11 protein-coding genes are annotated in these 12,696 nt (G+C 56.7%); 8 read left to right on the top strand and 3 right to left on the bottom strand.

The features are described 5' to 3' along the window. Window positions 1-45: 45 nt before the first annotated feature. Window positions 46-339, bottom strand: coding sequence for a co-chaperone GroES (locus POR16_RS05030; RefSeq protein WP_024670865.1), 294 nt, complete (start codon window positions 337-339; stop codon window positions 46-48). A gap of 255 nt (window positions 340-594) precedes the next feature. Beyond that, a complete protein-coding gene (locus POR16_RS05020) occupies window positions 595-1,089 on the bottom strand; it encodes an FxsA family protein (protein WP_005890815.1) in 495 nt (164 codons plus the stop codon). Between the two features lie 332 nt (window positions 1,090-1,421). Here POR16_RS05020 and POR16_RS05015 point away from each other — a divergent pair, with 332 nt between their 5' ends. Then, on the top strand, window positions 1,422-2,180 hold the full coding sequence (locus POR16_RS05015) for an SDR family oxidoreductase (RefSeq protein ID WP_005890817.1): 759 nt from the start codon (window positions 1,422-1,424) through the stop codon (window positions 2,178-2,180). A gap of 51 nt (window positions 2,181-2,231) precedes the next feature. Here the strand turns inward: POR16_RS05015 and POR16_RS05010 are convergent, their stop codons facing one another. Then, window positions 2,232-3,239 (bottom strand): DUF481 domain-containing protein, encoded by a 1,008-nt coding sequence (locus POR16_RS05010; protein ID WP_005890820.1) that lies wholly within the window; start codon window positions 3,237-3,239, stop codon window positions 2,232-2,234. 238 nt (window positions 3,240-3,477) lie between these two features. Here POR16_RS05010 and POR16_RS05005 point away from each other — a divergent pair, with 238 nt between their 5' ends. The 7 genes from POR16_RS05005 to POR16_RS04975 all read left to right on the top strand — a co-directional run bounded on the left by POR16_RS05005 (window position 3,478) and on the right by POR16_RS04975 (window position 12,669). Beyond that, on the top strand, window positions 3,478-3,759 hold the full coding sequence (locus POR16_RS05005) for an MGMT family protein (protein WP_162010124.1): 282 nt from the start codon (window positions 3,478-3,480) through the stop codon (window positions 3,757-3,759). A 54-nt stretch (window positions 3,760-3,813) separates the two neighbouring features. Then, the gene (locus POR16_RS05000; protein ID WP_005890826.1) at window positions 3,814-5,364 is read left to right on the top strand and encodes an AmpG family muropeptide MFS transporter; all 1,551 of its coding nucleotides are present in this window, start codon (window positions 3,814-3,816) and stop codon (window positions 5,362-5,364) included. Between the two features lie 103 nt (window positions 5,365-5,467). Beyond that, window positions 5,468-5,782, top strand: coding sequence for a hypothetical protein (locus tag POR16_RS04995; protein ID WP_005890830.1), 315 nt, complete (start codon window positions 5,468-5,470; stop codon window positions 5,780-5,782). A gap of 326 nt (window positions 5,783-6,108) precedes the next feature. Then, window positions 6,109-8,670 (top strand): type VI secretion system Vgr family protein, encoded by a 2,562-nt coding sequence (locus POR16_RS04990; protein ID WP_122311443.1) that lies wholly within the window; start codon window positions 6,109-6,111, stop codon window positions 8,668-8,670. Then, entirely contained in the window at window positions 8,667-10,715 is a 2,049-nt protein-coding gene (locus POR16_RS04985) for a T6SS effector phospholipase Tle3 domain-containing protein (protein ID WP_005890839.1), read from the top strand. The genes POR16_RS04990 and POR16_RS04985 overlap by 4 nt, the downstream gene beginning before the upstream one ends. Further along, window positions 10,712-12,403, top strand: a complete 1,692-nt coding sequence (locus POR16_RS04980) for a type VI lipase adapter Tla3 domain-containing protein (protein ID WP_183132237.1) — start codon at window positions 10,712-10,714, stop codon at window positions 12,401-12,403. The genes POR16_RS04985 and POR16_RS04980 overlap by 4 nt, the downstream gene beginning before the upstream one ends. Beyond that, on the top strand, window positions 12,400-12,669 hold the full coding sequence (locus POR16_RS04975; protein WP_024689623.1) for a PAAR domain-containing protein: 270 nt from the start codon (window positions 12,400-12,402) through the stop codon (window positions 12,667-12,669). Before POR16_RS04980 ends, POR16_RS04975 begins: the two co-directional genes overlap by 4 nt. Window positions 12,670-12,696 lie beyond the last annotated feature (27 nt).

The raw sequence follows: 12,696 nt of genomic DNA, 5'->3' as shown, positions 1-12,696 counted from the left end.
ATTATTCCTTGAATACTTGGTATTAACGGAAATCAGCGGAAGCACTCAGCCTTCGACAACAGCAAGAATCTCGTTCTCGCTCATCACCAGCAGGTCTTCGCCGTCGACTTTCACTGTGTTGCTGCCGGAATAAGGGCCGAACACAACCTTGTCACCCACTTTTACAGCTAGAGCACGCACGTCACCGTTGTCCAGCACGCGGCCGGTACCTACAGCAACGATCTCGCCACGGTTAGGCTTTTCAGCAGCCGAACCTGGCAGAACGATACCGCCGGCAGTTTTCGTTTCTTCTTCACTGCGACGGATTACGACGCGGTCATGCAGAGGACGAAGCTTCATTGTCGATCTCCTGATTATGTTTTTTTGAGCGTCCGGCGAATGCACCAGCCGCTACGGATCCGGACTTGCCGGTTACGGTTCGACGCGCGAACCGCAGAATACGGTCTGGCGTTTTGGCCAGAAACCTTGCGGTGACCCATACATAAGGGCGGGCAAGGTGATTACAAGTCTTGGGCAAGATTTTTTTTTACGAAACAAGCGCAACCTGAAAACGAGTGCGGCACCCGAAGGTGCCGCGCTGCGGGGCCGTAGCGTTTATTTGTCGCGATGCTCGAACTCGCCCTCGATCACATCAGGATCGCGAGTCGACTGGTGAATAGCACCGGGACGATGATTGGCAGGCCCGTGATTGGCAGGCGTCTGCAAGTCGTCGGCAAAGGCCCGCTGACGCATGGCCTGATCCTCGGCACGTCGGCGCACCTTGCTGATCAGCAGACGGCGAGTGATCGGCAGCAGACAGATCACCCCCAGAATGTCGCTGATGAAACCGGGCAACAGCAACAGACCGCCACCCACGGCAACCATCAGGCCTTCGAGCATTTCCTGAGCGGGCAACTCGCCGCGCGCCAGGCTTTCGCGTGCCCGCAACGCCGTCGCGAACCCGGCCACGCGCATCACGAACAACCCCAGCATTGAGGTCGCGACGACCAGCAGGAAGGTCCAGAGAAAGCCGATGGACATCCCGACACGAACCAGCAGAAACAGCTCAAGTACCGGGAACAATAAAAACAGCAGCAAAAAAACACGCATCAAATGAGTTCCTCAAGGGAAGAATGCCTTCCGAGTAGACCGTATGTGATGTCAGAAGATCGTTAATTCAAGCACCGGGTGTGTCAGCGAACGCACAATTATGCACACACGCCAGCTGAACCTGGGCTTCACGAACGTGTATCGGTGTGTTTCAAAATCGGGCCGACGCCTTGATAGCGACTGTCGAAGCAGCATCAAAAAGGTGCTTGATGTCGAGCCTGAACGGGAAGACGAGCGAGCGAAAACAGCCTATAAAGTCGGTTGGCTATGGCATGAACACCCGCTTACAGCCGGTGACGCCATGGAAATGATCAACTGATTTGGGCACACACATGGAATTGAAAGACAAGCTGATAGTTATCACCGGCGGCGGCCAGGGACTGGGCAGAGCGATGGCCGAATACCTCGCTGGCAAAGGCGCGAATCTGGCTCTGCTGGATTTGAATCAGGAAAAGCTGGACCAGACCGTCGCAGCCTGCGAGACGCTTGGCGTCAAGGCGCGGGCCTACCAGTGCAACGTCGCCGACGAACAACAAGTCGTCGACACGATCAACAAGGTTGCCGACGACCTGGGAACCCTTCATGGCCTGATCAACAACGCGGGCATCCTGCGTGACGGCCTGCTGATCAAGGTCAAGGATGGCGAGATGACCAAACTGAGCCTCGCGCAGTGGCAAGCAGTCATCGACGTCAATCTGACCGGTGTGTTTCTTTGCACCCGCGAAGTGGCGGCCAAGATGATCGAGCAGAAAAGCCAGGGCGCGATCATCAATATTTCGTCGATTTCCCGTGCCGGGAATATCGGACAGACCAACTACTCAGCCGCCAAGGCCGGGGTTGCAGCAGCAACCGTGACATGGGCGCGGGAGCTGTCGCGCTATGGGATTCGAGTGGCAGGCGTGGCGCCGGGGTTCATCGAAACCGAGATGACCGGCAGCATGAAGCCGGAAGCCCTGGAAAAAATGACGTCGGCCATCCCGCTGAAACGCATGGGCAAGCCGGACGAGATTGCGCACTCGGTGGCCTACATCCTGGAGAACGATTACTTCAGCGGGCGCATTCTTGAACTGGATGGAGCGATGCGAATCTAGTCGTTACAGACTGGCATGCGACGCACAGAACGCGCGTCGCATGCCAACCACTTACCAGCTCACGCCGAAGCCGGCGGTGTAACGCGTCTTGTCGACATCGCCATTATCCGAGCCGCTGATGACGTTTTTCTCGGCCTTCACATTGAGCGAAGCCCAGTCGGTAACCTTGTAGCGCAGGCCTGCTTCGAAATCCAGGGAGTAATCGGCCACCGCGCTCAACGGCTTGCCCAATTCCCCGTTGGAGAAGAATTCGACCTTCTTGCCGATCAGGTAGCGGTTGTAATCCCAGGTGCCTGCAACGGAGTAGAAGTTTTCCTTCTGGCCATTGGAGAATTCGAAGTCGGTACGGTTGAGCAATGCCCCGACCTTGAACGCGCCCAGCTCGTCATCCCACAGCTGATAGCCGGGACCTGTACCCACGACGCGCTGACGAGACAAATCTTCGACCTTGTCGCGCTTGTAGCTGATGCGGCCATCCCAGAAAAATTTCTCGGTCAGGAAGCGGTCCAGCGAGTATTCGGCGCTCCAGTTGTCAGTGCCGACAACCTCGTCGGTGGTCTCACGGTTGTAATCGCCCTTGGCGTTGTGGCGCCAGTCGCCGTGACGAGCCGAGGTTTTGAAGGCAACGTTGTAATCATCGGTATCGTTTTCGGCCTGCTGGAAGTCCAGTGCGGCGTCGATATTGCCTTTCCAGACCAGATCGGTAATGACCGGCTTGGGCTTGATAATCTGATGAATGCTTGCCAGATCGACGGTCTTGGGCGCATCGCCATTGGCCAGCACGACCTTGCCGTCATCGGCAGCCTGCAGCGAGTTGGAAACTTCGCCGGTGTGTTCATCCTGCTTGACCAGCAACGGCTGATCGCTCTTCAGGGTTTTGACCTGCTTCCAGTCCAGCGCAATGGCGCCGCCGTATTCAGTCTGCAGCAGCAACTTGCCGCCATCGAACACTTTGATTGTGCCGGTCAGCCGGTCGCCGTTCTTCAACCAGACGGTGTCAGCAAGCAATGGGGCGGAAGCAGTAGTAATTGCGAGGCACAGCAGGGTTCTGGACAACATAAGCGGTAACTAGGCTCTGTTTGGCGGGAATCGGGCATTATCCTGCAGGACAACGACAAGGCGGTCATGGAGGACCAAGGCACAGGTTTCACAGACAGCTCAGGTTCATCAAAGTTCCAGAGAATAACTATCAGTACCGTAATGTTTTATACAGGAAAACCAAGTGACAGACCCGGATTTGACGCTTTCTTACCCCGACGAACAGTCGCCTGCCGAGGCACGACGCGTGGCGCTTTACATGACCCTGGCTCAAGTGCCGGAGGGCAAAGTCGTCGCCTACGGTCAACTGGCCGAAATGGCCGGGCTGGGCAGAGCTGCGCGCTGGGTGGGACGTACATTGAGTCAACTGCCGCCGGATTCTTCCTTGCCTTGGCACAGGGTATTGGGCGCTGGCGGCCGGCTCAGCCTCCCGGCGGGCAGCGCTTCGGGCGACGAACAACGGGCGCGTTTGCGCGCCGAGGGCGTCAGCATTCTAAACAATCGGATTGATATGCAGCGCCATGGCTGGCGTCCCCTATAGCACAGCGGTTAGAGTGCGCCCTTTGTTTTCGTAACCTGAGGCAGATTCCAGCCCATGCCCCGTAAAACCTGGCGCGCCGCGCTCGCCGCATATGCCAGCCCGTCGACATTAGTACTGCTGCTGCTCGGATTCGCTGCGGGCATGCCTTACATGCTGGTCTTTTCGACCTTATCCGTGTGGTTGCGCGAAGCCGGTGTCGCGCGCGAGACCATCGGCTACGCGAGCCTGATCGGTCTTGCCTACGCATTCAAATGGGTATGGTCGCCGCTGCTCGACCAATGGCGACTGCCTTTGCTCGGCAAGCTGGGGCGTCGCCGCTCCTGGCTGGTGCTTTCACAAAGCCTGGTGATTCTCGGCCTGATCGGCATGGGCTTCTGCGATCCGCAGAAACACCTGTCATGGCTGATCGCAATTGCCGTGGTGGTGGCCTTTGCGTCCGCGACGCAGGATATCGCCATCGACGCCTATCGCCTCGAAATCGCCCATGACACCCAGCAGGCTGCCCTCGCCGCCAGCTATATGTCCGGCTACCGGGTTGCGGCGCTACTGGCGACCGCTGGCGCATTGTTATTTGCGGAGGGCTTCGGCTCGACCGGTTTTGCCTACAAGCATTCGGCATGGACCGGCACGTATGTGTTGTTTGGCCTGCTGATGCTGCCAGCGCTGATTACCACACTGATCATGCGCGAGCCGCCGGTGCCGTTGCGCACGCAACTGTCGGCAGCACGCTATGGCTTCACCCACCAGCTGGCTTCGGTGTTCGTGCTGATCGTGCTGCTGGTTTCAGTGCCGGCCATGTTCACCCAGCTTTACAACACAGACTTCGCCAGCGTGCTGTTCGACGGCACCAGCTGGATGGACTTGCTGCTGGAGGACCGGGCATTCCTGCGCGCCATTCTCTACACGCTTCTGACGTTCGCCTGCCTGTCCTCGATGGGCCGTCGCGGGTTGGCACCGGTCCTTACGCCCATCAACGATTTCATCATGCGCTACCGCTGGCAGGCACTGCTGTTGCTGGGTCTGATCGCGACCTACCGGATGTCCGACACCGTGATGGGTGTGATGGCCAACGTGTTCTATATCGATCAGGGCTTCACCAAGGACCAGATCGCCAGCGTCAGCAAGGTATTCGGCCTGATCATGACCCTGCTGGGCGCTGGCGCTGGCGGTCTGTTGATCGTAAGGTTCGGCATCATGCCGATTCTGTTCATCGGTGGGTTCGCGTCGGCGTCGACCAACATCCTGTTTCTGCTGCTGGCGGACATGGGGCCCAACGTGAAAATGCTCATTCTGACCATCTCACTGGATAACCTGAGCTCCGGGCTCGCGACCTCTGCCTTCGTCGCGTACCTGTCGAGCCTCACCAACCTGAAATTCTCCGCCACCCAGTACGCACTGCTCAGCTCCATCATGCTGCTGTTGCCGCGACTACTGGGTGGCTATTCGGGCGTGGTGGTGGAGAAGTTCGGCTACCACAACTTCTTCCTGATCACTGCCCTGCTGGGTATTCCGACGCTGGTGATGATCATCCTGCAGTGGAACCGAGAGATACGCACGGCGAAAACCGAGGCGCCGAACGAGGCTACGGGTATCGAAAAGCCCTGATTGCTGGCTAGGCTCTGTACGAAAGTGGCTGCGCTCGGTGCTGCTGCGTTAAAAACAGGCTCGGATGCGAGTCCAATCGGAATGCTCATTACAAGGAACCAACGTGAACACCGAAAACAAACGAAGCCCCGTTCCACTGATTCTTATAAGCCTGGGTATCTGGCTACCGATTATTTACGCGGCGCTGACGTACTATGTATCGCAAGGTGCCTCGGACCAGACCGGAGCCGCATTTGGTGGCATGACCGTCATCCTGGCTCAGGTGGAAATCTTCGCCGTCATCTTCCTGCTGGTTTATGCGTTCGCCATAAAACCGTGGAGGCTGTCGAAAAAAGTACGTACTGCATTCTTCATCAACGTACTGGGCGCCGCCTTCGCGGCGATCACTATTATTATTACGCTGGCGAGAATGCACTGAGAAAACAAACCGCCCCGACTCGCACGAGTCGGGGCTTTTTTACGCCACTCAGCCAGCCTTCTGCTAAACATTCGACTGCTTTTGCCTGAGGCCTTATAACGCTGCTGTTTATTTGTAAGAAAGAAACTACAGGTCCCTGTGAAACAGCCGACAACCTTGTTCGGCACCCTGCACTACTTTTTGTTTCTCGCTACCCGTACCTTGTTTCGGCAATGCACCTGTGTGATTTGAAGGTGTGAGCACAGACAGAAGCGTATAGACTGCTGCCTCTCTTTGTATCAGCGCTCTTAATAGAAAAAGACGCCAGCTTTAATACCGGAGCGACAATGTTAAAGGACCTAACAGCGCTATTTGCGCCACAGAATCGTCGCCTGATCAAATTGACAACCGTCGCCCGTAACGAACAGGAACTCCTGCTCGAAAAGTTTACCGGCACCGAAGGCCTTTCCGAACTGTTCAGCTTTGAGTTGTCGATGATCAGCCGCGATGCAGGCCTGCAGCTCAAGTCGCAGATCGGCCAGCCGGCTCAACTGGCGATAGAGCTGGCAACGGGCGAGGCGCGCTACATCAACGGCTATATCAGCACGTTCAGCCTGCAGGGCAGCGACGGCGGTCTGGCACGCTACAGCGCCACACTGAGCCCCTGGCTGTGGATGCTCTCCCGGCGCATCGACTCACGGATCTTCCAGGAACAAACCATCGAAGAAGTCATCCGCACGGTATTTGCTGCCTACGGCGCCTTGCCCGACTTCGAGTTCCAGCTCAGCCAGCCACTCAAACCGCACAGTTACATCACGCAGTACCGCGAAAGCGATCTGACCTTTGTCTTGAGGCTGCTGGAACATGAAGGATTGTTTTTCTATTTCGAGCACAGCGAAGAAAAGCACACCCTGATCATTCTTGATCACTCGCGGGACCTTTCACCACTGGCCCAACAGCCACGCATCCGTTACCACAGCGCATCCATTACCGAGACAGCGGACTCGATTACAGAATGGCGTAGCCATCGCAGCCTGCAACCCGGGCGCCTGTCCATCCAGACATTCGATTACAAGCAACCGCGCAACCAGTTGCCGGTGAGCATGCCGAGCCTTAATGAACAGGGCAATGTCGACTCATACGAAGTCTATGACTTCCTTGATCATTACAGTCACGGCACGTTCGACGATGGTGAACGTCTGGTACGTCAGCGTCTCGAAGCCATCGAAGTACAGGGCAAGACCTTCACCGGCATCAGCAACTGCCGCGCCATGTATCCCGGGCATACGTTTGAACTGACCCAGCATTTCGATCACGACCAGGGCTCTGCGGAAGATCGCAGTTTTCTGCTGTTATCAGTCACGCATAACGGGCGTAATAATTACCTGTCCGATGAAAAGGCGGGTTACGCAAACGAGTTCGTGTGCATTCGCCAGAAGATTCCTTATCGTCATCCAATCACCATCCCCCGTCCAACCGTTCCCGGCCCGCTCAGCGCCATCGTGGTCGGGCCGCAAGGCGAAGAAGTGTTCACCGATGAACTGGCACGCATTCAGGTCAGGTTCCACTGGCAGCGCGGCGACAGCCTCCCCCAGGGCACCACGTGGCTGCGGGTCGCCATGCCCAGCGCGGGCAGCGGCTTTGGTCATCAGTTCATGCCGCGTATCGGTCAGGAAGTGTTGGTGACCTTTCTGGCAGGCGACATAGACCGGCCTCTGGTCACCTCGGTGCTCTACAACAACAATAACCTGCCGCCGCGCTTCAGCAAGGCATCGGGTTTGCCAGGCAATCGCACGCTGTCGGGGATCCGCACTCAGGAACACAAGGGCAGCGGTTTCAACGAATTGCTCTTCGATGACACACCCGGTTCGCTGCGCGCACGCATGGGCACCACCCATCAGGCCACTGCACTCAACCTGGGTAAGCTGACCGACCCACGCACCGACGGCACCGCTCAGCCACGTGGCAACGGTGCAGAGCTGCGTACCGATGCAGCCATTGCGCTACGTGCTGCGCAAGGCATGTTGCTGACCACCTATGCACGCACCGACGCAAAAGGCTCGCAACTGGATCGCGAGGAACTGCTCAAACTGCTGGCCGAATGCGGAGAGCTGTTCAAATCCCTCGGCGAAACTGCTGCTGCTCGCGGTGGGCAGGCGGTAGATGTAAAAGGCATCGAAGCCTTGCGTCAATCGCTGGATCAATGGCCCGCGCCAGACAACAGCGGCTTGGGCGACCCGGTTCTGGCCATGACCGCCGCAGCCGGCATCGCCAGCGCCACACCGCGCTCGCAGGTTCACTACGCCGGTGAAAACCACGACACCACCGCGCAAGACAACCTGCAATTGACCAGCGGCGCAGCCATGCACCTGCAAGCAGGCAAAGGGCTGTCGGCCTTCGCCCAGGACGCAGGCATCAGCGCCATCGCCAACCGCGGCAAAGTGCTGGTGCAGGCCCAGGAAGACGACATCGCGCTCAACGCCCAGAAAAACCTGCACGTCTCGGCCGTCGAGGGCGAAGTGGTTATCACCGCTCCGACCATTCGCCTGGTCGCCGATGATGGCAGTTACATCAAGATAGGCGGCGGCGTCGAGATCGGCTCGCAAGGCAAAGTCACCGTGCACGCCAGCGAACACGACTGGATCGGCCCAAAAACCGACAGCGCGTCGATCCCCTCGTTCGGCCGCGACCCAGCCGCCCAGCAGGTCACCTTCCACTACCCCGGCCACAGCGAAGCAAGCCCGCGGGCAGCGGCGGACCATTCTTATGAAATCAAACTGGAAGATGGCAGCCTGGTGAAAGGAATGACGAACGCAGACGGACTGACCGAGCGCGTGGAGCGCGAAATGATGCATCAGGCACAAGTATCGGCACTACGCAGCGGCGCACCCAAAGGAGGTGCGCAATGAACGGCGCCGATGAATACGCCGTTGCCCAAGGCAACACCCGGCTGATCCCCAACCTCAACACCACCTGCAAAATGGAAGTACCCGCCGACCTGCCCGGCGTGGTGATCTTTCTGCATGGTGTGAATGATCCGGGGGCTTCTTATGAGTCGGTGGAGAAGGGGTTGTGTCAGGGGGTTAATGAGCGGCTTGATCGGCCGGATTTGGTGGCGGGGCGGTATGGGGCTGAGTACTACGCAGCGAAAGACAAACTCAGAGCCAAGCAACCGCTGGGAGATCGAGAAAAACAACTACTCGACGACCCTGACACCAATCTTTACAAACGCGATACAGATGACCCGAAAACTCGCAGTCTGCTGATTCCTTTCTATTGGGGATACCGAGCCGACCCCAGCGAAATCAGTAGAGACAAGAACAACGACCCGACCAAACTGCGCGACCAGTATCAGGACATACAGGGCAATCGCCTGGATCGTCATTTTGGTAAGGCCGGTGGTTATTTTGTCAATGCCACCAATAACCTGCTGGAAATGTATGACAGGGGCCTGCCACTCACCATGCGTCTTAAGATTGCCCGAAAGACGCTGCCCAACACCCATTTTATAGGGGATAACCCGCATCGGCGTTATTACGTGCTGGCCGCTCACCGGCTCGCCATGATGGTCAAGGAGATACGACGGGTATCTCCCGACGAAACCATCACGATCATGGCGCATAGCCAAGGCACGTTAATCACACTGCTGGCGCAAGCGCTGCTGGTCGACGGAGGGCATCGTTGCGCGGACACAATCATCATGGTGGACACGCCCTACTGCCTGTTCCCGGAAGTGACCCCCAAAGATCAAGACACACTATCCACACTGACCCGCATCGTGGCGCAGGTGACTCAGGCACCCCATACCCAGCCGCCGCTGTCGGACCTGAGCAACCCTGCAACCTATCGCGGAAGAAGCGGCCCGCAGTGGTCACCAATACAAGGGACGCGCAAGAACAAGGATAAGGTAGGTGGTCTGACGGTATTTCCTGAGCGTGATAACCGCGGCAAGGTGTACCTGTATTTCTGCCCGGACGACACTACCGTCGCGCTGGATGACGTCAGAGGCATCGGCACCTACGGGGTGTGGGATACACATGGTGAGAATAGCGATCGTAACCCAATGGCTGAATTGAAAGCAGTGCGTTTCTTTCAACGCATGTGGACCAAACGGCACCGTGAAGACATGCCGGTCATGGTTGGAAAGCCGCCAGGCTATGACTTGTTGCGCGCCAAAGGCGAATCTCGTTATCCCGGTGGTGGTTTTATCACAGGGTTCATTTCGAAAGGGCCTATAGAAAAAGGGCATAAGATCCTGATCAATGCAGAACAACTGTATCCACCACACGCCCCCGCTATGTTTGGCGGAGAAGAAGTAGAGGGCACTCCAACCAAATCGGGCCTTGACAGACCGGATGATGCGAACAAAGCCTCTGCCGTGGGCAATCCTAGAGCCAAGTTCAACTGGCATTACGTTCGCAGCCAAACTGGATCGATAGATCTGGAGCGAGAGTTAGCCAAATGGAATCTGGGCAAAGCACCAAGTGAACAAACCCGCATCATGCGTAAACAACGAGTGACAGGCGACGGCGCGCCCAAACCTACGGATCGTTACGACATACTGCGAGAAGAAACCCCGGACGAAATACGTGAATCCATGGATAAAAGCACAGATGTGCTGGCCGACAATAGCTATCACTCGGGCTTGTTGCGCAGTCCGGAAAACCAACGCTGGGTAACGGCGATGGATATTGCGATTGGTCAGGCGAAATGCCTGGACGACCCAGCGATGCGTGATGTGCTGGTGGCGATAGCGGATTGGAAGATGGGCAAAAAGCAGTTTGCTCAAACGACTGATTTACCTGGCTGGGAAAGGCTTAGCGAGAAATCGCAGGAATTAGTTAGCGCAAGCCATCTTTACTATGAAGAAGGAGAGTTTCCTTCCGACGATCTAGTCCCACTGACACCGCCGCCCTTGCTCCAAGACACCCAGCAATCGAGGGGCCTCAAGTGAGTGCCCCTTTAAAGAGAAAATCACTTCGTCCGAAGCTAAAATCTTACCTATGGATCATTGGGATTTTGCTTGCTCTGTGGCTCGGATTTGTCTTTCTTGTATACCTAAAAGCACAGGAAACCAACATGGAACTTCGTGACATAAAGTCGGTAACGCGCTGGGGAATCGCAGGGATTTTAGGTGCTGTTTTGCTAGCCTATAGCGGCCATTGGTGGGGAAAAGTCCTTGCCAATGAAAAGCATGAGTTGGCAGCTTACAAATCCCAAGTGATTGCTAAAAATGCAGAGCAACAGACTTCGCTAGCACGAATATACTCACTAGAAATAAGAGGCGTAGGCATAGCAGTCAATGACTGGCATCAATCGTCTGTCTGGCGAGAAATTGTAAAGAAAAATAACAACTTCTCATCGATATTTCCGTCACAAGCCAACGCCTACGATCCATCGTTGAGCTCGCGAGAAACTACAGCGGATATCAATACTCGGGTGGCCTTTCAGCATGCAGCAAGCCCATCAGTAGCTTACTGGCCAATTCCCGTCTTTGCGCTCGGGCCTCCAAACCCTTACAACAAGCCCTACCGCGCTGCAAGTATTATCAACTCAGGCCGCAATGCAGCGACGCTAGGCGTGACACAGTTCCTCTGGCAAGAAGACGAAAATACCAACTACGCACAAGGTATGATTGAGCGGCTGTTTGGTTTTTTTGAAGATAATCCGAAAGTCCCCGAGGCACTTATCGCAAGCGAAGACGGGGACGTAACGCGGAACCTATATCGCGAACATGGAACTCCAGGCTTGCAAAAAAATACTCAAGTAGTACCAACAGTATTTGAAAGCATGACAGGCCTGCTGATTACTCGCTCGGACCGGGTGGAACGCCACATTCGTCCTTATGCGAATAACGACGCAGAAGACAACCAGAACAAAGATACCGATCTAGGCAAGCTTTGGGCTTTCTACTGGGAGCAACCGCGTAAATTCAGAAAAGTCTATCAGGACGCGCAGAAGACCAAAGGGATTAAAGATCCATTAGGCCCAGGTACCATATCGACCGCCTACTGGCAATCCCAACTTCCCACGCTCTGGAAAACCATCAGCAACCGTGGCCCCGGCAACTTCGAGCCCTCCCCTTGGCTGCCGATCCGCTGGAATCAGCATCAAATCAAGGAGTTCGACGCCGCGCCGGTTCTCGGCTATCTGCATCGTCCGATCAAGGCGCCCATGCAGGATGAAAACGGCAAACGCCTGAAACCTGCCCTGCAAGCCAAAGCCCTGCAAGCAGCCTGGATTCAAGCACTGGGCACCCTGCCCGAAGGTCAGAAACCTGTGCGGGTGTTCTACGACAGCACCAACAACCCTGAAGCCGAAATCGCCCTGAACAACGCCCTGCACGACCTGAACAAGGACGGTCACGGTCTTGAACTGGGCAATGTCGAAGAGGGTTACGACATTGGTCGCCGTCTGGGGAATACCGGGGTCAGCGGTGCGCTGGTCGAGATCAATCTGGCGACCATCGCCAGTTACAAGGACGGCGGCGTCAGTGCGGTGGTCTACGCAGGCACCGATGGCAGCCTGACCGTACAAATGGTTCGCCCGCCCGATGAAGCACGCAAGGCGAAAAACAGCCAGAATCGTGGGGCAGATCCGTTCACCTTCGGCTCGCCAACCGGCGGGGCACCTGCAGAGTGAGTTATCCGGTCTGCCTGGGCGACGCCACCAGCAGCGGTGGCCAGGTGGTGTCCTGCCAATTGGCAGGCACCCACGCTATCAACGGCAAGCCACCGGCAGTGCTGGGCGACAAGGCCACCTGCCCGCTTCACTCCGGTGAGTTCGCCTTTATCGAAGGCCACCCCACCCGAAAGCTCAACGGCATCCCGGTGGTGCTGCACGGCCATCGACTGGCGTGCGGCTGTCAGGGTGTCGCCAGCCACGCCATGAATGTGCGAGTGGTCTAGGAATTTTGTGATCAGGTCATGCAACGG

This window comes from Pseudomonas coronafaciens pv. oryzae str. 1_6, assembly GCF_000156995.2.
GTDB classification, from domain to species: domain Bacteria; phylum Pseudomonadota; class Gammaproteobacteria; order Pseudomonadales; family Pseudomonadaceae; genus Aquipseudomonas; species Aquipseudomonas tremae.
The sequence above is the reverse complement of the archived record's forward strand: the minus strand, read 5'-3'. Positions and strand labels throughout refer to the sequence as shown.

What these genes read in the sequence shown, in the direction of transcription:
- POR16_RS05010 (WP_005890820.1), bottom strand. Translation starts at nt 3,239, where the DNA reads ATGTTGTCCAGAACCCTGCTGTGCCTCGCAATTACTACTGCTTCCGCC.
- POR16_RS04990 (WP_122311443.1), top strand. Translation starts at nt 6,109, where the DNA reads ATGTTAAAGGACCTAACAGCGCTATTTGCGCCACAGAATCGTCGCCTG.
- POR16_RS05000 (WP_005890826.1), top strand. Translation starts at nt 3,814, where the DNA reads ATGCCCCGTAAAACCTGGCGCGCCGCGCTCGCCGCATATGCCAGCCCG.
- POR16_RS05020 (WP_005890815.1), bottom strand. Translation starts at nt 1,089, where the DNA reads ATGCGTGTTTTTTTGCTGCTGTTTTTATTGTTCCCGGTACTTGAGCTG.
- POR16_RS05015 (WP_005890817.1), top strand. Translation starts at nt 1,422, where the DNA reads ATGGAATTGAAAGACAAGCTGATAGTTATCACCGGCGGCGGCCAGGGA.
- POR16_RS05005 (WP_162010124.1), top strand. Translation starts at nt 3,478, where the DNA reads ATGACCCTGGCTCAAGTGCCGGAGGGCAAAGTCGTCGCCTACGGTCAA.
- POR16_RS04985 (WP_005890839.1), top strand. Translation starts at nt 8,667, where the DNA reads ATGAACGGCGCCGATGAATACGCCGTTGCCCAAGGCAACACCCGGCTG.
- POR16_RS05030 (WP_024670865.1), bottom strand. Translation starts at nt 339, where the DNA reads ATGAAGCTTCGTCCTCTGCATGACCGCGTCGTAATCCGTCGCAGTGAA.